This window comes from Proteus vulgaris (assembly GCF_033708015.1).
Classification (GTDB): domain Bacteria; phylum Pseudomonadota; class Gammaproteobacteria; order Enterobacterales; family Enterobacteriaceae; genus Proteus.
This window is the reverse complement of the sequence record NZ_CP137920.1, coordinates 630,092-653,250: the sequence shown is the minus strand read 5'-3', so window position 1 is coordinate 653,250 and position 23,159 is coordinate 630,092. Positions and strand designations below refer to the sequence as shown.

The window sequence follows — 23,159 nt, the reverse complement described above, 5'->3', positions numbered from 1 at the left end:
GGGCTATTTTTTAATCTTAAAATTCCCAATGCTTTACTACCACTGATAATGGCGACCATACTAGTGATGGAGCAAGCTCACTACCTTGCATTATCATTAATTGTTGCTCATTAAACTGTGCCATTTCTTGAATAATCGCAGCTAGCGATTGCGCTGAAAGCTCACTTTGTTTCTCAATAATAGAAACGGTTTTATCTGCTTCATTATGTTGTGTCTTTACAGTTAAAACAAATTGATTATCCTGCGTTTTATACTGCATATCCTCGCCGACTTGAGAAGCAATAATCTTATCGTGTTTTGATAATCCTGAAATAAAAAGGTGACTACTATTTCCTTCATCATAAATAGTCACTTCACCATAACGCTTTTTCACAATATAAACATTATTGCCCGTACCACCATTTAAATAGTCATCGCCAAATTCAGATATTAATAAGTCATTTCCACTTCCTGCATTGAGGCTATCATTTCCCGCTCCTGCAATTAAAATATGATGTCCGTGATTAACGACAATATGATCATCCCCTTTTCCACCATCAATCACCGAGCTATTTTTATTACGATTAACAACAATATCATTCCCTTCCATTGGTTCAATAATTGATAATAACTCAACCGCTTGATTCAGTTTTTCTTGCGAGGCAAGCAAATAAAACGGCGAGTAAGCGTGAGAAAGAGAATATTCAGATAACGTCTCTTTATTTAAAATCAAAGACTCAGGGATCATAAGTACATCGTCTTCTGCTGTTATCGCTAAATTTAAATCTGTAATAGGAACGAGCAAACGTTGCTGGCTCTCTTTGGTAGGAAGAGTGAAAACCATATTATCTTTATCAATAAAACGAAGCTTCATCCCTGCTCCCCAAATAGCGTCAATATGGGATGGCTCAAAAGCCAGCTTTAAGTGACTATCAGGATGATAACGATGTGATAAAACATTATTACTAAATATTAAATCAAAACCACTAATATCAGATAGAAAGAAATCACTTATACTGTTTGATAATATTCCATTTATATTATTAGAAAGCGAAATTTTAATTTCATCGTATTTATTATTTGCTAAATAAGTTTTAATTTGATAACTATCATGACCAGCGCTTAATTTAATAAATGAATGAGCCGTAATACCAAAGTAATGATTGTCGCTTTCATTACCATGAATACCAAATCGTAGTTTTTCACCAAAAGAAAAACCACTGTATTTTAACTGAGGTAATAACGTTATAACTTTATTATAATCAGAATATGAAATAGATAATGAATGATTATTATCGTTGATAAAAAGTGCTTGAACAATCTCTTTATTTTGATTGTATTTATCTAAATAACTCAATTTGTATAATGCATTATCTTCAATAGTTTTATTTTCATTTAAAGTGAAGAGAAAACCATCTAGTGTGGTTAAAGTATATCTATGTGCTAATGTCTCATTGGCATGATAAACATTTTTTAATGTGACAGAGTGATAAATTAATTTATTATTTTCGTTTCCATCATTTACGTAAATATCGAAAATAATATTTTTTCCATCTCGACGAATAGATTTAATTTCATCAAAATGATAATTTAGCCGTATCATACTTATTTCTGTATCGTTCACTTCATTTATAATTGTTTCATAATGGACATGATGATTTTTTTCTAAAGAAGATCTTAAAATAATATAATTATCATTTCCTTCTCCACCTTCTGCATAACCCTCTTGTAAAACTAGAGTATCATTTCCGCCTAATCCATATAATAAATCAGCTCCCCCAGCACCATCTAAATAATTATCTTCTTGATTACCATAAATAATATCATCACCAATCTCACTCGCAATAACATTTTCAATACTGTCTAAATAAGCTATCACTTGCTGATCTTGCAGTACAATATTAGGCATGGAATCAACAAATTGCTTTGAATAAAGATGACCATTTTCTTGATAGAGAAATAATTTCGAATGAAAATTTTGACTATTTGTTTGTTCTTCTGCGTGTTTGAATTTAACGTAATTATCGAATAAATTAACTTCATACCCTTGATATTTATTGGTTGTTTTTATAATACGAAGTGTATCACTTCCTCCTCTACCATAAAAACGACTTGCATAAATCGGAGACGCCGAGGTAAATAAATTAAATATATCTTCTTTACTCCCTCCGCTTAGTCTCTTCGTTCCATTATAGATATCAAAGGTATTTTTAGTATTTGAAGGTGCAGAAATAATATCATTACCATTGTGAGTATTGAAATAAAAGCATTCATTTTCACCCCAACCCGATGAATAATACTTTTTACTCTGATTTGATTTTATTAAATCCTCTATTAATTTATTTTCATCAAATAGTAACATACTATTTTCTTTCGTTGTTTTTATTTTTCTAATAAAATCACCATCAACAATATCATCAAAAAAAGGTGAATTATCATCAGAAATAATATCTAGAGTATAACGTTTTAATTCATTGACAAAAAAATCAAAATCAAAAATAAGTGTTTCATTTGTAGCGATGGCTTCTTTAGGAAAAAAGTATTTATATTCTGTTTTTTCCGCACGTAAATGATAAGAAAGTGCAGCAATTTTTTCTGCTTCCTCTTGACTCATATTTAATGACACTCTCTGAGAAACATACTCACCTAAAGGATTCAAAATTGAATCTAATGGTTTTCCCATTAGATTAGGTACAACCTTATAATAATAATATTCTTGATAGACTTGTTTTTCATTTGTATAAAAATAACGGCTTTGATGATTGTTATTTTTTATTTTCTCAAGATAATCAACTGCATTTTTATCCATCATCTCTTCTAATTGTATTTCTGTTTCTAAATAGACTATTTCATTTTTTTTATTGGGTAAGAGCTCCCCCATTAAAAAAGCATAAAAACCATTACCTAACTCCTCTAATGAAGTAAATTGTACCTTTACTTTTGCTTCTTCAATCAGTCTTGCCGCATTATATATCGACGTAGCAAGCGCAATAACTGCACCAGCAACAATGCCAATAGGACCTGCAATCGTTGAGCCTGCAATCATCGCTATCGAAATGCCTAGAGTGACAAGCCCTGAAACTACGGCAAGAGAGCCATTCACAATATAATCAATACATCGTTTTTCATTACTTTCACCTGAGATCCGACTAAAATTATCGTAAGCATTATAAATATCAAATCCGATAGAAAGAACATTAAGCCCGATCCCTACTCTCGTACTTATTTTATTAACATATTCCAATGGATTATGACGATATTTTAGTAATCCTTTCGCTAACGTAATTTCAATGACTTCAGAGAGACCATTGTAGGTCATTTCAGACCACATTATGGTTAGATTGTTAATGATATCTTTTCGTTCTTTAGGGGTTAATAACGGATTATTTAATTGTTCAGCAAGCATAAATGTGGAGTTAATTGACTGCCACATACCATAGCTAATATTAGCATAACCAATTTTACTAATTATTTTCATATGTCTAGGAATACTTAATGATACCTTTCTTAAATTATCCCAATCCTGAGCTTGATACTCTTTATGACCTAATTCATTCAATTTAACCAATCTTTCTGAGGCAGCTAAATAATCAATTCTATTTGTGTCACTAGAAAGTAAACATTTAATTTTATCTTTTTTATTATTTAATAAGTAACGAAATAAAGAAATAAGGGTTTTATCTTTTTCATCACCAGAAAGAGAGAAAAAGTAATCATTAAGGTGATAAGGATCAAAGGTAAGTCTCGACTCCCATCTATTTATTATATTAAGATCAACGGAGTCGATACTTTTTCCATTAATTTTCGCGCCCACATTAACTAATAATTGTTTATCAATAGAAAGATTATTTATTGTTACATTTTCTTTATTAAATAATGGTTTTTTATTTATTTTAAAAATATCTAACAAATTTAAATCGATGACTTTCTCTAAAGCCATAGAGGGGGATAAAGAGTCAGATATCTTCTTATGATAGATCATCGCAATAATATTTTTAAATGAGTTTATTATTTTATTATAGTTTTTGAAACTTGAAATATTGTCTAACAACACGCGATATAAGATACCTTTTTTATTTTTATCAAAAAATGAATTCAGTAAATTCTCTGAAAATAAGCTCAGGTTTTTTATCAATGACGGATTGTCATAAATTGCATGAATAAGACTAATGGCTTTATTTGTCTTTTCAATTAATGTACTATATCCTTTTGTTAATAAATCTAATGACTGCCATTCTTCAAATGATATTTCACCTACTAAAAATTGATTGAATTTATTGCTCATCAAGGGATCATATATTACTTGCGTCAGTTTATTTTCTAATTGCTTTTTATCTATCGTATTAAAAAAAACTGATAACTCATCGAGGTATTTAAAACATGCTTTTTTTATTGAAATATCATTATTGATAACTTCATTACTGATACGATTTAATTCTTTTTTATAATATTCAATGTTAATAGCATCTACTTTGTTAATAATAGAACCAATTTGATGGATATTAAGATCATGGCGATTTAATTTTATATAATCTAAAATATCAGATAATGTTATTTGCTCTGAAAAATCAGAAATAACTTTTTTAATATTCTCGTTATAACCTAATTTAAACGCTTCATTATCTCGATAATCAGGATATCGGTAAGAAACTATTTGATAGATTTCTTTTGCAATTCGATTATTTTCTAAAATTATTTTTTCTTTATGTGAAAGAACGAAATCATCATTGTAGTCTACTTTATCAATTGCCATCGTACTCGCAAGTAACGGTTTATCGATATACTCCCTCTCAATAATAGGTTTAACAATAACATACTCTTTTAAAAGAGAGACTTTATTATCAATAATCTGATAGATCGGCATATTTAATCGCTGAGCAATACCTTCAATAAAAAAATCTCCCAATTGATAACTTAATAATTTTTCTTTTTTTGCAAAAATAATAGTTCTTTCATTAAAAAATTGATTTTCAATAATAATATTTTGCAATAAATCAACATCATTCTTTTGTTTAATAAAAGAATGTTCAAAAGATGTATTATCTTCATGCCCTACCGAAGTTATTCTGATTTTATTTTTTAAACAATAATCAAGAAAATTACTTATTTCTGGATTATTATCTAAATAAATAGTTAAAGCTTCGCTTTTTACCCCATTATAAAAATATATAATAATGTCATCTTGATAACTAGCATCTATACTATCGATAATAATATTATCAATAGAATCGCCAGTAAAAAAAACGTTCTCAGAAAACAAAAAATTTAAATTTTCTTTACTACTCTCAAAGAGTAAATAACTACAATCAATCTCATTTTTATATTGATTAAATGAACTTTCAAATATAGCACTAGGTTCATTTTGATTTAGATAAAAATTATCCGGATGATATGTATAATTTATTTCACGATAATTTGTATTATAGTAACTTTCTAATTGACTAATTTCATGCATTATCATTCTATTGGTAAATTGATTATTTCTAAAAAGCTCAACATAGAGTTCACTATAATATCCAGATTTATTACCTTTATTTATATCTATTTCTGTCTCAATTAAATTCAACAGCTTGCTAACGTAATTATCACTTCTATACTCGGATAGCTTCTTATAATTTTCTTTTAAATGTAATTGATTTTTGTCTTTTATTAAAATTGTATTCTTTAATTCTGGTATATTAATCCCCTCAACTATCTCATTAACATATTGATAGCTATTGTGAATCTCTATTGTGTAATCATAACCAGCGACACCAACACTTCTCTTTTTATCTACTGACAAATAGGGACTTTCAATAATTTGATTATAAATAAAATTACTTACACCATGAGTACCATCATTTATCTCGTTTACCATTAACTGATAAAATTTTGCAGCCACTAAACTGTTTTTTTCAGCCAATTGTATGAGTTTCTCTTTACCATAATTTAACTTATCATAAAATAATTTATTTTCTAACTTACTTTTTACTTTATTTAAAATTTCAACAAGTGATATATTTTTATTATTATTATTAAATAAATTTATTTTACTGAGTAGAGAAAAACTGGCTATTAATTTATCAAAATAGATATTTCCTGTTAACGAATCGATTAAATAAACAATTTCTTTTAATTCTTTTGATTTACTTCCTTTAACTAAATAGCTGTTTATTTCAATTAAATCTCGATAGTAAATATCATTAAATTCAATGTACCCATTTTTTTTCTGGATCGCTTGAAACTTGTTGAGTTCAGCCACCACAATATCAATACCACTATCATCATTCTTATTTAAAATAATCTTACTTGCCTGATTATTTTCAAGAATATCATTAATATAGTGCTTAACGAGATAAATACCTTCATCAAAGTATGTATTTTTTACAACAATTTCTATTAATACATTCTCCTTTTTAAGTTCGAGTATAAGATCTCGTTGTTCACTGTAATGAACAATTCGTCCTGTAATATTTTCTTTAAAAGGTAGAAAAAATCCAAATTTTTTTATATGCTCAGCAATCTCTTTATCAACATAAGTATCATTACTATTCAAAATACTTTTATAATTTGTTGAGTTAGATTTTTTATATTCATCAAAAATAATATATTCATTACCTTCTATTTTATGAGCACCATACAGCTTCATTTTATTTTCCAATACTTCTTTTATAAATGAGAGTTCAGAAACTTCGAGTAATTCACTATTTGAATCAAATAATGTAAACTTATAATTATTTTCAGAATATTTTTTATATGCAATAGCAATAGCATGATCTTTAAATGCAACAATCGCATAATAATCATCATATCCTTGCACTATACGATCTATATGATAACTAATTTCTTCTTTATTAAAATCTAGATAAATAATATTTGATTTCATCAAACCTTTTTTATTTAATATTTCACTATATTCAGTCGCTTTTACTTTATCAAAAACAAAATATTGAACCTTTTCACGTAACCGTTCCATTTGGAAATGTTGCGCAAAAATAATATTCTTTACTTCTTTAATAAAATTTAATATTTGATATTCGTGTATATTTTTAAGTAAAATGGTTTCTAACTCATCTATTACTAATTCTTTTTTATTTTTATAAGATGAACTATTTTCTTTTAACCAAAATAAATATTTATTTCCTCCTTCTAAACCACTATTTCTAACCTCTAATAAATAATTTAGGCTCAAACCATAACATAATCCAGCAAGTGGATGTATACGAGTAAAATCATAATTAGTTTCTGTTGAAGCAATAAGATTAACTCGGCTCATAACGCTTTCTAAAGGCTTTAATAGAACGGTATATTGTGAAAAATCTTTTATAACTTTATGTTTTATTTTAGTAATAAACCAACCCGTACCAAGTTTATAAAGTAAATGTTCTCCACTCTCTGTTATCTGATCATATTTAGCTTTTGCAACTGTAAATGCTTCCTCTATATCATCGACATAAATATGTAAAACTTTTTCTGTATTTTCTATTTTATTTCTGATAATAAAAATATTCTTATATGAATAACTTTCATTTAATTCAATAGAAATATCTTCATTAATATTTATTTGTTTCTTGTTCTTAATATCATTAACTATTTCCCTAAGAATATCTCTATTATTTACCTTCCAATTTTCTGTATTATTAAAGTAGCGACCATACTCTTTTCTATTATAAAAATGATAATATAATAAATTTTCATTACTTTTATCATTTATAACATCATAAATTTTATTGATTAGATCACTCTTATTATAAAAAAAAACGGCATATCCATTAAAATCAATGAATATAAATTTGTTATTTTCACTATCTATTTGTATAAAGGCATTATTATCAGCAAACTTTAGATAGTAATCACCGGATAAATTATTTTTAATTAATAGTTTTAATCGTTCTTTTTGTATTTTACTCGGTTCACGGCTTGCTAATTTAGCGCTATTAAAAAACAGTGTCTCTATACTTGAGTTGATTTCTTTTCTAAGAAAATCAATGCTTTTTGTAAATTCATTTTTATGATAGAGCAAGAAATTATTGTCTATTTTTTTCAAGAATTCGTTTGCAGCATATTCATTTTTAGAAATAAGAATAGAAATATAATTCTCAGTTAATATTCTTTTTACAGATTTTACTTTAAAAAACAGTTCTGATTTATTTTCTTTTATATGATTTTCTATTTTTAACACAATACTATTAATCGTATCCTTGAACATTATTTCTTTGAGTCCATTCATATATAATTTCCTTATATTTATTTGATTTAGTTACTAGAAATAAAATATATAAATTGTTTTTTATCTTTTTTAAATACTGGTTTTCCTATTTTAAAAAAAATAGCCCAATAAAACATTGGGCTATTTAATTAAATATATATCTAATTATTTAAAACAATTGTTATTTAGGTGCTCTTTCAAGCAAAAATGCACGTAGTTGAGCAAAATCAGCAGGTAAAAAATGTGAAAGTAATTCTTTGTCTGCACGCTCAGCAAGCTCTTTAGGTAATGGTAATTCGCCACCTAAAATACGTTCAACACTTTCTTTAAACTTCGCAGGATGAGCCGTTCCTAAGAATAAACCATATTCACCCTCTTGAAGTCCATCACGCAATAAACGATAGGCAATGGCAGCATGAGGCTCTGAAATATAGCCTTTCTTCGCGAGTTCACGCACCGTTTCTTCTGTGGTTTCGTCACTCACTGACCCATGGGCAAGATCCGAAAGATCCCAGCCTTTACGACGATATAACTCTTCAATACGTGGCCAGTTATTTGGTTGGCTAACATCCATCGCATTAGAAAGTGTCGCAACAGTACGATGAGGTTCCCATTTACCATTATCTAAATAACGAGGAACAGTGTCGTTTGCGTTGGTTGCGGCAATAAAACGCTTAACCGGTAATCCCATCGATTTAGCCAATAAGCCCGCGGTTAGATCCCCAAAATTACCACTTGGTACTGAAATCACTAGCTGCTCATGTTTTTCTGCTGGGATTTGTGCAACCGCTTCAAAGTAATAACAAATTTGAGCAAGTAACCGGCTGATATTAATAGAGTTAGCTGAGTTCAAATACATGGTTTTCTTTAAGAACTCATCATCAAAAGCTTGTTTTACTAATGATTGGCAAGCATCAAAATCATCTTTAATTGCCACTGTGTGAATATTTTCACCTAATGTACAGAACAGTTTTTCCTGTAACGGACTGATTTTGCCTTCAGGATAAAGAATCACAACTTGTACATTGTCTAATTTGTAGAAAGCATGAGCCACTGCTGCACCAGTATCACCTGATGTTGCTGTTAAAATAGTGACAGGTTGGTTGCCAGCCACTTCTGACAACATTTGCGCCATAAAGCGACCACCAAAGTCTTTAAATGCCAGTGTCGGACCGTGGAAAAGCTCTAAACAACTCACATCATCTTCAACTTGAGTTACTGGCGCAGGAAATGCAAATGCGGTGCTAATACGTTTTGCTAAGACATCCGCAGGAATTTCATCACCAATAAAAGCGGTTAAAATACGGCTACTACGTGTTGCAAAATCAAGCGCTAATAATTCATCAATTTCAGCTTTAGAAAACGTAGGTAAGTCTTGTGGAAAAAAGAGCCCTTGTTGTTTACCCAAACCTTGTTTGACCGCTTGAGCAAAACTGACTTGCTCTTGATTATCTTTCAAATTATATAATTTCATGACTTATCCTATCTGTCTTGCGCCACGCGTATCTATACGGCAGATATGTACAAAACCTTCACTGTTTTGTACGTAGTTTTGTTTCAGCCATTCGGCCATCTCTTGTGCAAATTCTAATGAATCACTAATTGTAAAAATGGTAGGGCCTGAGCCTGAAATGCCACAAGCTAATGCGCCTTTCTTCTGCGAAGCCTCTCTGGCTTTTTCAAATCCAGGAAGAAGTTGAGTACGATAAGGCTCTGCAATCACATCTTGCATCAGATTAGCAGCTAACCCTGATTGCCGAGTATGACAGGCATGAATAAAACCAGATAAATAACGACCGTGGTTAATGATGTCTGCTTTAGAGTATTGTTTTGGTAAAATCGCTCTAGCTTCAGCCGTAGAAACTTTAATTCCTGGATATGCCATGACCCAATACCAATCATCAAAGGTGGGTACAGACTGACAAATAGTGCCATTTTGTTCCAAAATCAGTTGCAGCCCCCCTAAATAACAAGGTGCAACATTATCATAATGCACACTACCTGAAATACGGCCTTCAAGCTCCCCCATCATCAGTAATAATTGTCTTTCATCAAAAGGCTTTTGGGCAAATTCATTAAGCGCAACCAATGCGGCAACAACAGAACAAGCACTTGAGCCTAAGCCAGAACCAATTGGCATATTTTTCTCAAGTGTCATTGCAACAGAAAGTTTTTTGCCTAACTTTTCACAAAATAACTGCCAGCATTGATACACAATATTTTGCTTAGGATCTGAAGGCAATTTGCTAACAAAGTGCCCTCTACTTTCGAGTGTAAATGCCGAAGCCGCTTCAACGGTGACACAATCACCCAGTAATTGCCCATCAATAGGTGAAACTGCCGCGCCGAGGACATCAAATCCGACACTCACGTTGCCTATTGATGCCGGTGCATAAACTTTAACCACGCTTAAACTCCCAATTTCCATGATAAGGTACGTAATACATCTGCAAACACCCCAGCAGCAGTAACATCATTACCAGCACCATATCCACGTAATACCAATGGAATAGGTTGATAGTAGCGAGTGTAAAAGGCTAAAGCATTTTCACCATTTTTCACTTTAAACAGAGGATCATTTGCATCAACTGCCATTATTTTAACTTGGCATTTGCCTTCATTAATGATGCCGACATAACGTAATACCTTACCTGCTTTTTGTGCTTCTTCGACTTTAGCATCAAATTCAACATCAACTTGAGGTAAACGGTTTAAGAAGCTTTCTACATCACCTGAGCTATCAAATGAAACAGGCAGTACAGGCTCTACATCGATATCAGTTAGCTCTAATTTATAACCCGCTTCACGCGCTAAAATAAGCAATTTACGCGCAACATCCATACCGGAAAGATCATCACGAGGATCTGGCTCGGTAAAGCCTTTATCTTTTGCTAAAAGCGTCGCTTCAGATAAGCTTTTACCTTCATCTAATTGACCAAAAATGTAAGATAATGACCCTGAAAGAATACCATTAAATTGAACTAACTCATCGCCTGCGTTTAGCAAGTTTTGTAAGTTTTCAATCACAGGCAAACCCGCACCTACGTTAGTGTCATATAAGAACTTACGGCGTGAAGCTTCCGCAGCGTGTCGAATTTGATAGTAATAATCCATCGACAGCGTATTCGCTTTTTTGTTTGGTGTAACCACGTTAAAGCCATTTTGTAAGAAATTTGCGTATTGTTGCGCAATTTCTTCGTTTGATGTGCAATCAACGATCACGGGATTTAAGAAGTGGTACTCTTTTTCTAAACGAATAAGCTGGCTAAAGCTAAAAGGCGCTTTGGCTTCTTTTAAAGCATGTTGCCAATTATCTAAATCAATACCTTGCATATCTGTCAGCATCGCTCTTGAGTTAGCGATCCCACACACACGAAGATCGATATGCTTATTTTTCAACCATGCTTGTTGACGATGAATTTGTTCAATTAATGCGCTTCCCACACCACCCACACCCACAATAAAGACTTCAACGATTTGATTGGTGTTGAAAAGCATTTGATGGCATAAACGCACAGCATTGGTTGCCGAATCATTAGCAATAACAGCTGAAATTGAGCGTTCTGAAGAGCCTTGAGCAATCGCAACGATATTAATATTGCCACGAGTTAATGCAGAGAAAAATCGCGCTGAGATCCCTTTTAAAGTGCGCATACCATCACCTACAACAGAGATGATAGCGACGTTCTCCATGATATCTAATGGATCAAGTACACCATCTTTTAATTCTAAATAGAACTCATCTGATAATGCTTTTTGCGCTCTAATCAGTTCTTTTTGTGGTACGCAAAAGCTGATGCTGTATTCAGAAGAAGATTGTGTGATCAGAACAACAGAAATACCCGCTCTCGACATAACAGAAAACACACGAGCAGCCATCCCTACCATACCTTTCATACCTGGACCTGATACATTGATCATCGCCATATTATTAAGGTTGGTGATCCCTTTAACGGGTGTACTATCGTCTTTTTGACCATCACCAATTAATGTACCTGGCGCATCAGGGTTGCCTGTATTTTTTATTAAACAAGGAATTTGGAATTGAGCGATTGGTGCAATAGTACGAGGATGGAGTACTTTAGCGCCGAAGTAAGAGAGTTCCATCGCTTCTTGATAAGACATGCCTTTTAACAGACGCGCATCAGGAACTAAACGAGGGTCACAAGTATAAACACCGTCAACATCTGTCCAAATTTCACAACACTCCGCACGTAAGCAAGCCGCTAATACAGCAGCAGAGTAGTCTGAACCATTGCGACCTAATACTACGAGTTCATTCTTTTCATTACCCGCAGTAAAACCTGCCATTAAAATTATATCGTCTTTTGCGATATTGAGTTCTAAGATGCGGCGAGTAGACTCAGGAATATCAACTGTCGATTCTAAATAATGACCTTGGGCGAGTAAATTTTTGACAGGATCGATCACTGTAACATTATAGCCACGAGCCTGTAGAACAGATCCCATAATGGCGATAGAAAGTTTTTCACCACGGCAAATCATCGCTGCATTGATGCTATCAGGGCATTGGCCTAATAAAGCGATCCCGTGAAGAATATGTTTGATCTCTGCAAATTCACGCTCAACTTTATCTTTTAAACCCTCATAATCAAAACCAGGTTGTTTTTCTCTTAAACCTTGTAATAAGTTGGCAAAAATTTGCTCGGCTTCTCGTACTTGAGTGAGAGGATCTTCGCCTTCTGCCGTTTTTTCAATCATTGCAACCAAGTAGTTGGTTATCTTGGCTGGTGCTGATAATACAAGAGCGACTTGTCCCTGCTCTCTTTTTTTCTCAGCGATATCAGCAACATTCAGCACACGCTCTGCGTTGGCAACTGAAGTTCCTCCAAATTTTAACACTCGCATACAGCTCTCCTGATTTTTCACCCAAAAAAAAACCCGCATTTCTCAATGCGGGCTTTTTCGATTTTCGTTTTTTATATGCGACAGCCCGCCCCGCAATATAAAATTCCGGTGGTGGTGGTAATAATTGTCATTTTAGCTGGGCTGTAAATACGCATAACTATCCTGTCTGTCTCAAATTTAGTTTGACTATATACTGGTTAAAGCAAAGCGAGAGAGATGTCAAATTTTTTCTTTTTTTTCACCAAAAAACAAACTCAAATTAAGTAAAATATATTCGAACCTTACGCCTATTGTAGTATACATATTGCTATCACTACGGGTTAAATAAAGAAAATAAAGCTACCATTTTAGAGTTATTTGGGGATTTGTACTTTTATAAGGAATAAGGTATTTTATGCTACTTTAAATTGTGTAACAAAACTGGAAAAAAAAAACAAACCCACTATATTTAACATATATTTTTCTTTTACATTACATAAATCAAATTATATAGTTAACTATTGAAATCAAGGTTAAGCTGTTATCTTGATTTTGATATGTGTCAACAAAAGTTAGCTTTTTAGATGGTATTTAATACAACTGGTGTTATATTGCTGTTAATAGACTATGGGCGTTTTGCATTCTGATTTTAGCGCTCATTATCGATTAAAATTGTAAGTTTTGTAATAACGTGATGGTTATTTATCGAATTTCAATCTGGGTCTAGTTTTTACGTGCTAATAACAAAAATGAATAACCACACAAGCGCACACAGAAGTTAAACACAGATTTCCTTTTTCTATTTTTGGTAATTTTAGGTAGCAAATATGCAAACCCCGCACATTCTGATTGTTGAAGACGAAGTTGTTACTCGTAATACCCTGAAAAGCATATTCGAAGCTGAAGGGTATATCGTGCACGAAGCCACTGATGGCAACGAAATGCACAATGTTCTATCTGATCATGATATTAATCTGGTCATTATGGATATTAACCTTCCTGGTAAAAATGGGCTGTTACTTGCTCGTGAATTACGTGAACAGGCAAGTGTTGCATTAATGTTCCTAACGGGTCGTGATAATGAAGTTGATAAAATCTTAGGCCTAGAAATCGGTGCCGATGATTACATTACTAAACCATTTAATCCTCGTGAATTAACGATTCGTGCACGTAACTTACTGTCACGTACCATGAATTTAGTTAATGGCACAGAAGAACGTCGTTTAGTTGAAAGCTATAAATTCAATGGTTGGGAGCTTGATATTAACAGTCGCTCACTAATCAGCCCTGCTGGAGAACAATATAAATTACCACGCAGTGAATTTCGTGCGATGCTACATTTCTGCGAGAATCCAGGAAAAATTCAAACTCGTGCAGAATTACTGAAGAAAATGACTGGTCGTGAACTGAAACCTCATGATCGTACTGTTGACGTAACCATCCGTCGTATTCGTAAGCATTTTGAGTCTACACCAGATACACCAGAAATTATTGCAACAATTCATGGTGAAGGTTATCGCTTCTGTGGTGATTTAGACGAGTGATTTGATCCAATATCAAGCACTTAACTAATAAAAAAACCCCTGAATACTATTTAGGGGTTTTCTTTTATCTAAAGTAGGATTAATAAAATCACAAAAGGTAAAAATTGATCTCTGCGACTATTTTGAAAAAAAAGACAACTTCTTTTCTAAAAAAAATTTAAACCTTTTTCATATTAATTTTATTAACCATTAATTTCTCTAGTAAATAAAAGTTACTCTTTCCACGGCATAATGGGCACTGCACTAATCGCATTTTTTGGTGAACCATCAATGACTTTGTCTGAGTAAGTCAGGTAAACCAAAGCGTGGCGCTGTTTATCATAAAAACGCACAACTTGAAGCTTTTTAAAGACGAGTGATGTTCTTTTCTGGAAAACAACATCGCCATTGTTTTTCCCTTTAATAACCTTTTCACTTAGTTCAATAGGCCCTACTTGCTGACAAGAGATAGCAGCATCAGCAGTATCTTCCGCAAGACCTAGACTTCCTGAAATGCCCCCGGTCTTTGCTCGGCTTAAATAACATGTAACATTTTTCACTTCAGGATCATCAAATGCTTCAATCACAATTTTATGGTTAGCGCCAAAAAACTTAAATACCGTATCCACATAGCCAATTTCTTCTGCTTTTGCCATCAAAGAAAAAGGGAGTAAAATAGACACTGCTAGCATCTTTTTGAAATTTAACATATTTACCTTGTTCCATTGAAAAGATGAGAAAATAATTTCGTCTAGAATAAAACAATCTATTACTAACTGATAGAAGAATTTGTGTACATTAGTCGATGAAAAAGACTATATTTTATGATTGTCTAACAATATAACTTGTTATAGATGTTCAGGCTCTTTACCATCTACGGCAATAACAAACGAATATGACTAAGGGAGATGTATGGATCAAACCAACATCATACGTGATTTGCTCGCTTGGCTTGATAGTAACCTCGATAAGCCATTATCCCTCGATAATGTCGCAACCAAAGCAGGTTACTCCAAGTGGCATCTACAACGCATGTTTAAAGAAGTTACAGGACAAGCGATTGGTTCTTATATTCGTTCAAGGCGTCTATCCCGTGCAGCCGTTGCATTACGTTTAACGAGCCGCCCTATTTTAGACATTGCTTTGCAATATCGTTTTGATTCTCAGCAGACGTTTACCCGCGCTTTTAAAAAACAGTTTGATAGAACACCCGCACTTTATCGTCGAACCGATGAATGGTGTGCGGTAGGCATTTGCCCACCCATTACCCTAGATCCTCAGCGTTTACCTAAATGGGAATTTGTAACGCTATCTGAGAAGAAATTAATTGGTATTGAGCAAACGTGTAGCCACACACTTGAGCAATGGGCGGAAGCCTGCTCTAACATGCGCCAAACTTTTTGGCACTATTACATGAGCAAAATAAATGCTGTCCCTCATCAAGTTTATGGGCTTCACCACGCACAGCATAGCGATGAGCATGAAGATGAACAACGTGTACTTTACACAACCGCCGTTGAGCCAGATTATGCAACATTTGTCGAGGATGATGCGGCAAATGAGGTCACTCTTGCTGGCGGCGATTACATTCGCTTTGATTTTGAAGGTGAGGCAAAACGGGGGGCAATGCAGGAATTTTTATTCCTAATTTATGGTGTCTGTTTACCTAAAATGGGATTAACGCGCCGTAAAGGCTATGACGTTGAAAAATACTATCTTAAAAATGTGCGTTACAGCAATGAGATGGTGACTGAACCACAGGATCATATAGAACGGTTTGAGTATTACATTCCAATTAAACGCGAAGATGTAACCGCTTAACATCCTCCCCGGATTTACGGCACACCTGATAAGAAAAAGCTCTCTTTGTGATATGAAAAGAGAGCTTTTATTTTTTAGCGCTGAACTTCATCTAGTGCAATATCGGTCAGATGACTCACATCCCCCGCCGTTTCAATCACCCAGCCATTAGCAAGCCAAGGGCTATTTTGATAATCAACGCGTGAAATGGAACAGTTACGCAGCCTTAAACGGCGCTCAGCATAGGCAGGTAATCCCAACACGGTGCTCAGTAAACACCCTAAAGCAATACCATGACTGACTAAGAGTGGGCGGCTATTTTCGGGTAAATCAAGACATTGATTTAGCGCAGCCTGCATACGACTTGCTAATTCTGCCATTGATTCTCCTTGGGGAATTCGTCCATCAGGTGTACCATCAATCAAACTCTTGCGCCAAGCCTCTTCTTGTGTATTTAATGTTGCGATCTCTCGCTGTTCAAGAACGCCCATATTGAGTTCACGTAAACGTGGGTCAGTTATCACTTCACAGCCACAAGCTTGTGCAATGATTTCTGCCGTTTGACGAGTACGGCCAAGATCGCTTGAGATGATGTGGGTAATACCTGCTGATTTTACTTTTTCAGCAACTTGCTGTGCTTGACGCACGCCATTTGCTGTTAGAGGGCTATCAGATTGCCCTTGAATACGTCTCGCCACGTTCCATTCAGTTTCACCGTGGCGAACAAGATAGACCTGTAACATACATTTTTTCCGTTATACTGCTCTAATTTTTCAAAGGATGATTAATTCATTATGTATCATGTCATTGCAGCCACTACGAATCCAGCAAAAATCAACGCAATAAAACTCGCTTTTGAGCAAGTATTCGGTAAAGATACCTTTGATATTGAAGATATTAATGTCGATAGTCGTGTTCCACAGCAACCTATCGGAAATTCAGAAACGAGAACTGGCGCACGTCAACGTGTGATGGCTGCCCGCCAAGTTCGCCCTGAAGCTGATTTTTGGGTTGGCGTCGAAGCGGGTATTGAAGATGATATGACCTTTGCTTGGATTGTTGTCGAACATGGTCAAATTCGGGGAGAGTCACGTTCAGCAAGCCTTATGCTACCAGAACAGATCTTAAAAGGGATCCGTGAAGGTCGTGAGCTTGGCGATGAAATGGCGTTCTTAACAAAAATTGACAACATTAAACAGCGCGGCGGCGCGATTGGTTATTTTACTGATGGTCTACTTAGTCGCACTTCTGTGTATCAACAAGCATTAGTACTGGCATTAGTACCCGTGACTCATGACATCTACAAAGAACTCAATCAAAAAGAAGATTAATCATTAATCTGATACGTTTCTTTAGATAGATTAGAAACAAAAAAGCCATTTAATCAAATAATTAAATGGCTTTTTATTATTCTAGTTTAGATCATAACAGTGCGACTAGCTTTTCGTCATTAGCTCTTTTTCAAGCCATAATTTCACATCATGTGGCGCTGTTTTTAAACTATTAGAGCCTCTAGTGATGGTGGCAATACCAACGCCTAACTCTTCTTTTAACTCACGCTGACTTAAGTTTCCTCGCATTAACTCTTGCACAATGCGAACTCGTGTTGCCAATGCACTACGTTCATCAGGCGTCATTAAAAGTTGTAAAATAGGAAATTGCACATCTTGCTCAAAAGCATGTTGTAATAACTCAACAAATCTTAGCCAGTGCTCATTCTCTTCAGGTGATAATGCAGGATCTTGCATCGTGGGAACCTCTTTTTGCCACACTCATTAACTAGTACATAATATAACATACTTTGCTAATGTACAAAGAGGCCCCCATCGATAAATACGAGTGATTATCTATTAATACTGACTATTCCACTCTTTTTCAGTCAGTACAGGCTGCTGTTCACCCGCAAAATAGCTATAAAAAACAGCGAAGGAGAGTACATTTTTCACATAACCTCGCGTTTCAGCAAAAGGAATACTTTCAACAAACGCGATCGCATCTAATTGACCATTCGCATCAGATAACCAACGATCAACACGCGCAGGCCCCGCATTATACGCAGCACTTGCTAAAATGCGGTTTTGATTAAAACGTTGATAAACAGAGTCAAGATAAGCCGTACCAATCTCAATATTTTTCACTGGATTGGTTAGCTGTGCACTACTGACATATCCCGTAATACCCGCTTGTTTTACCGTAAACTCTGCTGTTTTGGGCATGATCTGCATTAAGCCTGTTGCGCCAGCTGAAGAGCGAGCCTGAGGATCCCACGCACTTTCTTGACGAGCAATAGCCATCGCATAGTTACGATCTATGGATTTATCTTTCGTGTATTGCTCAAACTCATTTTTCCAAGCAAGAGGAAAGCGTTCTTCTAGATGATCCCACATTTTCCCTGTTATCGTGGCTTGCACCGCTAAATCAGCCCATTTTTGCTCATACGCATAACGCGCTAATTCAGACTGTATTTGCGCTGGCTGTGAAGCAACATAGTTTGCCCACTCTGATCGCGCTAAGTTATCCATCTGCCAATACATTAATTCACGAACACGCTGTATTTCTGGTTGATTAGGGATGCTTGATGAAACACTTGGGGCTTTATCTATCACCATCACATAAGGCTTACCTAATTTGGCGGCTGCAACCATCGGATAAAAACCTCGATTTTGTGTTAGCGCTTCTAAAATGGCTTGTGCTTCACTCTTTTTACCTTGTGATTGCAACACTATTGCTCGCCAATAACGCCATTCTTCCTTATTTTTACTTTCAGGAGAAAGTCTTTCTAGCCACAATGCCAATTCAGCCGGTTGGTTTTGGCTTAATGCTAAGCGCACACGGCGTTCACGTAATGTATCCGATGCCGTATCTTGAATAACGCTATCACGCCATTTAACCTGCTCGGGTGTCGCATAAGGCATATATTGCCACGCCACAGTATCACGCATTAACTGGCGTTCACTCGCCGTCATTTTTTGTGCATGCGCAATATTATCAATCTGTGCTCGTGCTGCATCTGCATCTTTTCTTGCCCAACGTGAAAATGCAGATTGTATGATGGCACGAGAAAAATCTGTCGGTGACAGCGCGGTTGCATAGCGTCCTACTAAGCTTGGATAGTCTTGTAATTCAACCAAAGCATCACTGATAGTTTGATAATTTTGAGGAAGACGTCGAGCCAAATAAGCAGCCAGCCCCGTATTGCCTTTTTTTATCGCTAAATTAATTCGCTCTAATACTAATTCTGGTGTTAATTGATTCGCCTTTTGCCATTCATCAAAAAGAGGATCGCAACTTGATGGCATTGAAGTGCCATTTAGCCATGCTTCTTTAGCACCTACCCATGCGGTTTGAATATCACCGGTTGCCCATTTTGCATAATAGTAATTACATCTTGCGGCTTTAGGATTCGGCGGATTTGGACTAAACGTCAGTAAGTTTTTCCACTCTTGACGTTTTGCCAATTCATTCACAAATAATGAAGGCAGTGCTTTTGCTGGCGGTAATGTAGGATATTTAGCAACAAATTCAGTGACCACAGCAGGTGCAATCACATCAAGGTTGTCCGTAATTTGACGGTATTCCAAATAGGGATAAAGTGGGTAGCTTTGCAATGTAGGCAGTAATTTTTCTACTTCATCTGTTTTTTTAAGATCCCATGCAGCTTTAATTTCTTGATAACGAACACGTTGTTCACTTAATGAATCTGCTTGTGTCCATGTAGAAAAACACAATGTTCCTATTGCTATTGCTAATGACCATGTTTGCTTTACCACGTAATTTCTCCCACTTCAAATAGAACCACCAAAGAGTGAATACATTAGCTAATATGATAATCATTAACAATGTAAGTTCCCCTCTTTAAGCGAAATTTTCATTACTTTTAGAGGAAGTGCGAAAGGTAGATAAAAACCTCGCTTTTGACTAAGGTTTTCTTTTATAAATCGGGTATACTGGCGACTTTCATCATTTTCGGGTCTTTGGCAAATACTGACATTGACTTTGCTATTGTTCATTTTGGTGCCATAAACACGCGACTTAATCACAAAAAATTTGTTTTTAGCGCAAAAAGTGGCACCTAAGATAAAATCTCTTTTATAATCAAAGGGTAATTATAGTGGCTCAATACGTTTATAGTATGTTGCGTGTCGGGAAAATTGTCCCGCCTAAGCGACATATCCTTAAAAACATTTCACTCAGCTTCTTCCCGGGCGCGAAAATTGGTGTGCTTGGTCTTAATGGTGCCGGTAAATCGACATTACTACGCATCATGGCAGGTATTGATACTGATATCGAAGGTGAAGCACGTCCACAGCCAGGTATTAAAATTGGTTACTTACCACAAGAACCTAAATTAAACCCTGAACATACTGTACGTGAAGCCGTTGAAGAAGCCGTCAGTGAACTGAAAAATGCATTAAATCGCCTTGATGAAGTTTATGCGGCTTATGCCGATCCTGATGCTGATTTCGATAAATTAGCAAAAGAACAAGGTCAGTTAGAAGCGATTATCCAATCTCATGATGGTCATAACCTTGAAAACCAATTAGAGCGTGCAGCAGAGGCGCTGCGTTTACCAGAATGGGACGCTAAGATTGAGAAACTTTCAGGGGGTGAACGCCGCCGTGTTGCTATCTGTCGTCTTCTGTTAGAAAAACCAGATATGCTGTTATTAGATGAACCGACTAACCACTTAGACGCCGAATCAGTGGCTTGGTTAGAACGCTTCCTACACGATTATGAAGGTACCGTCGTAGCAATCACGCACGACCGTTATTTCCTTGATAACGTAGCGGGTTGGATCTTAGAACTTGACCGTGGTGAAGGTATTCCATGGGAAGGTAACTACTCTTCTTGGTTAGAGCAAAAAGATGCGCGTCTTGAACAAGAAGCAGCAACTGAAGCGGCTCGCCATAAATCTATTCAGAAAGAACTTGAGTGGATCCGCCAAAATCCTAAAGGTCGTCAAGCAAAAGGCAAGGCTCGCCTTGCTCGCTTTGAAGAACTTAACAGCGTTGATTATCAAAAACGTAATGAAACCAGTGAACTCTTTATTCCACCTGGACCACGTTTAGGGGATAAAGTATTAGAAATTAATAATCTAACAAAGTCTTATGGTGATCGTGTTCTGATTGATGATTTAAGCTTCTCGATCCCCAAAGGGGCGATTGTCGGTATTATCGGTCCCAACGGTGCCGGTAAATCAACACTATTCCGTATGATCTCAGGTCAAGAACAACCCGATTCAGGCACTTTAACACTGGGTGATACTGTTAAGCTGGCATCGGTTGATCAGTTCCGCGATAGTATGGACGACAGTAAAACGGTTTGGGAAGAAGTTTCAGGTGGCCAAGACATTATGCGCATTGGTAACTTTGAAATTCCAAGCCGTGCCTATGTTGGTCGCTTTAACTTTAAAGGTGTGGATCAAGGTAAACGTGTTGGTGAGCTTTCTGGTGGTGAACGTGGTCGTTTACACCTTGCTAAACTGCTACAAGTTGGCGGCAATATGTTACTGCTCGATGAACCAACCAATGACCTCGACGTTGAAACTTTACGTGCATTAGAAAATGCCCTGTTAGAGTTCCCAGGCTGTGCCATGGTTATTTCCCATGACCGTTGGTTCCTTGACCGTATTGCGACACATATCATCGATTACCAAGATGAAGGTAAAGTGGAGTTCTTCGAAGGTAACTTTACTGAATACGAAGAATACAAAAAACGGACATTAGGCAACGACGCTATTCAGCCTCGTCGTATGAAGTACAAGCGTATGAGTAAATAATTAATTTATTTACTCTATTCTATAATAAAAAGGCAGAGATTATTCTCTGCCTTTTTATTTAATTAGTCTGAAATGTAATAAATAACGGTAGAAGAGGTATGAATTAGCTCTCTTGCCTATAATCAAAACTTAAAGGTACGGTAAACGAAATATTTCCATTTTCTAAACGATCGCTGTCTGGGGCTGGAAATGGCGAAGCGCGTTTAATGGTATTTAACGCTTCTTTATCAAGAATACGATTACCTGACGATGTTTCCACTTTCGAATCTAATAACTCACCTTTTGCATTTAACACAATCGCAACTTGTGTCACCCCCGTTGCTTTAAAGCGCAATGCTGTTCGTGGATAACGTTTATAGGCATTAATATGGCTATGAATTAAACTTTCCCACCCAATTTGTCCGCTCACTGAAGAGGAAGATAAACTATTAAATTGAGCACGACTGCTTGAATTAGAGCCAGAAATAGGTGCGCTTGTTATATCTGATGGTGCTTCTGAAACAGGAAGATCATCAGGGACTTTCACCACAACAGGTTTTGGCTTCACCACGGGCTTTACTTTCGGTTTTTCTGGAACACGCTCATAAGTACCTTGTTCTACTACTGGCATTTTAGGTAAATCTAACACTTCTTTGATAGGTTCAGGCTCTGTCTCTGCGGGTTCAGGAACAGACATCACTTTCTCAGGCCCAACAGGGACTTCTTTTGTTTCTGCTTGCGCTAATTGATAAATACCAAGATCCATTGTCATCGCGGGTGGTAAAACGCCATAGCGTTCATCTTTAGAGGTTATCCAGCCGATCGCGACAACGGCTAAGGTCGCATGAAATAAAATACTGGCGGTTAATCCACCAATAGAAAATGATCTACGGCGTGAAAAAGTCGCCGACATACTACTCATAATTCTTGCCTCTGATTTTCTTTCTGATGAATTATAGGCATAATACAAACACAAATGATATTGCTTATTATTAATAATACAATAAAAAATTAGCTTGATAATTATCATAACTTGTTCGCTTCAGAAGCAGTAAGAGCTTAT

General features: G+C 35.4%; 13 protein-coding genes. 4 read left to right on the top strand and 9 right to left on the bottom strand.

Features of this window, described 5'->3' with window-relative positions; translation table 11 throughout:
• Positions 1-16: 16 nt before the first annotated feature.
• The 4 genes from SB028_RS03205 to thrA form a co-directional block, all read right to left on the bottom strand.
• Positions 17-8,188 carry an RTX toxin gene (locus tag SB028_RS03205; RefSeq protein WP_318859815.1) on the bottom strand — a complete coding sequence of 2,724 codons (8,172 nt, stop codon included), beginning with the start codon at positions 8,186-8,188 and terminating at the stop codon, positions 17-19.
• Positions 8,189-8,348: 160 nt separating this feature from the next.
• Positions 8,349-9,641, bottom strand: coding sequence for a threonine synthase (thrC, locus tag SB028_RS03200; RefSeq protein WP_069730290.1), 1,293 nt, complete (start codon positions 9,639-9,641; stop codon positions 8,349-8,351).
• A gap of 3 nt (positions 9,642-9,644) precedes the next feature.
• On the bottom strand, positions 9,645-10,595 hold the full coding sequence (thrB, locus tag SB028_RS03195; RefSeq protein WP_069368656.1) for a homoserine kinase: 951 nt from the start codon (positions 10,593-10,595) through the stop codon (positions 9,645-9,647).
• On the bottom strand, positions 10,577-13,036 hold the full coding sequence (thrA, locus tag SB028_RS03190) for a bifunctional aspartate kinase/homoserine dehydrogenase I (protein WP_069368657.1): 2,460 nt from the start codon (positions 13,034-13,036) through the stop codon (positions 10,577-10,579). Before thrA ends, thrB begins: the two co-directional genes overlap by 19 nt.
• A gap of 806 nt (positions 13,037-13,842) precedes the next feature.
• Between thrA and arcA the strand changes: the two genes are divergently transcribed.
• Positions 13,843-14,559 carry a two-component system response regulator ArcA gene (gene arcA / locus SB028_RS03185; RefSeq protein ID WP_006535263.1) on the top strand — a complete coding sequence of 239 codons (717 nt, stop codon included), beginning with the start codon at positions 13,843-13,845 and terminating at the stop codon, positions 14,557-14,559.
• Between the two features lie 212 nt (positions 14,560-14,771).
• Here the strand turns inward: arcA and creA are convergent, their stop codons facing one another.
• Positions 14,772-15,230: a protein CreA gene (gene creA, locus SB028_RS03180; protein ID WP_171455359.1), complete on the bottom strand. Its 459-nt coding sequence runs from the start codon at positions 15,228-15,230 to the stop codon at positions 14,772-14,774.
• 220 nt (positions 15,231-15,450) lie between these two features.
• Between creA and robA the strand changes: the two genes are divergently transcribed.
• Positions 15,451-16,359 carry an MDR efflux pump AcrAB transcriptional activator RobA gene (robA, locus tag SB028_RS03175; protein WP_069368658.1) on the top strand — a complete coding sequence of 303 codons (909 nt, stop codon included), beginning with the start codon at positions 15,451-15,453 and terminating at the stop codon, positions 16,357-16,359.
• Positions 16,360-16,433: 74 nt separating this feature from the next.
• On the opposite strand, the gene gpmB is transcribed toward robA, so the two are convergent.
• A complete protein-coding gene (gpmB, locus tag SB028_RS03170) occupies positions 16,434-17,081 on the bottom strand; it encodes a 2,3-diphosphoglycerate-dependent phosphoglycerate mutase GpmB (protein ID WP_069368659.1) in 648 nt (215 codons plus the stop codon).
• Positions 17,082-17,132: 51 nt separating this feature from the next.
• On the opposite strand from gpmB, the gene yjjX reads away from it, so the two are divergent.
• Positions 17,133-17,669 (top strand): inosine/xanthosine triphosphatase, encoded by a 537-nt coding sequence (yjjX, locus tag SB028_RS03165; RefSeq protein ID WP_069368660.1) that lies wholly within the window; start codon positions 17,133-17,135, stop codon positions 17,667-17,669.
• Positions 17,670-17,774: 105 nt separating this feature from the next.
• Here the strand turns inward: yjjX and trpR are convergent, their stop codons facing one another.
• Positions 17,775-18,086 (bottom strand): trp operon repressor, encoded by a 312-nt coding sequence (trpR, locus tag SB028_RS03160; protein WP_069368661.1) that lies wholly within the window; start codon positions 18,084-18,086, stop codon positions 17,775-17,777.
• Between the two features lie 102 nt (positions 18,087-18,188).
• The gene (sltY, locus tag SB028_RS03155) at positions 18,189-20,108 is read right to left on the bottom strand and encodes a murein transglycosylase (protein ID WP_069368662.1); all 1,920 of its coding nucleotides are present in this window, start codon (positions 20,106-20,108) and stop codon (positions 18,189-18,191) included.
• Between the two features lie 341 nt (positions 20,109-20,449).
• On the opposite strand from sltY, the gene ettA reads away from it, so the two are divergent.
• Positions 20,450-22,117 carry an energy-dependent translational throttle protein EttA gene (gene ettA / locus SB028_RS03150; protein WP_069368663.1) on the top strand — a complete coding sequence of 556 codons (1,668 nt, stop codon included), beginning with the start codon at positions 20,450-20,452 and terminating at the stop codon, positions 22,115-22,117.
• Between the two features lie 103 nt (positions 22,118-22,220).
• Here ettA and SB028_RS03145 read toward each other — a convergent pair whose 3' ends face one another.
• Positions 22,221-23,018, bottom strand: a complete 798-nt coding sequence (locus SB028_RS03145) for an energy transducer TonB (RefSeq protein WP_069368664.1) — start codon at positions 23,016-23,018, stop codon at positions 22,221-22,223.
• Positions 23,019-23,159: the final 141 nt, after the last annotated feature.

Coding starts and splice junctions, on each gene's coding strand:
- thrA (WP_069368657.1), bottom strand. CDS start 13,036: ATGCGAGTGTTAAAATTTGGAGGAACTTCAGTTGCCAACGCAGAGCGT.
- creA (WP_171455359.1), bottom strand. CDS start 15,230: ATGCTAGCAGTGTCTATTTTACTCCCTTTTTCTTTGATGGCAAAAGCA.
- robA (WP_069368658.1), top strand. CDS start 15,451: ATGGATCAAACCAACATCATACGTGATTTGCTCGCTTGGCTTGATAGT.
- yjjX (WP_069368660.1), top strand. CDS start 17,133: ATGTATCATGTCATTGCAGCCACTACGAATCCAGCAAAAATCAACGCA.
- arcA (WP_006535263.1), top strand. CDS start 13,843: ATGCAAACCCCGCACATTCTGATTGTTGAAGACGAAGTTGTTACTCGT.
- trpR (WP_069368661.1), bottom strand. CDS start 18,086: ATGCAAGATCCTGCATTATCACCTGAAGAGAATGAGCACTGGCTAAGA.
- SB028_RS03145 (WP_069368664.1), bottom strand. CDS start 23,018: ATGAGTAGTATGTCGGCGACTTTTTCACGCCGTAGATCATTTTCTATT.
- thrC (WP_069730290.1), bottom strand. CDS start 9,641: ATGAAATTATATAATTTGAAAGATAATCAAGAGCAAGTCAGTTTTGCT.
- gpmB (WP_069368659.1), bottom strand. CDS start 17,081: ATGTTACAGGTCTATCTTGTTCGCCACGGTGAAACTGAATGGAACGTG.
- SB028_RS03205 (WP_318859815.1), bottom strand. CDS start 8,188: ATGAATGGACTCAAAGAAATAATGTTCAAGGATACGATTAATAGTATT.
- thrB (WP_069368656.1), bottom strand. CDS start 10,595: ATGGAAATTGGGAGTTTAAGCGTGGTTAAAGTTTATGCACCGGCATCA.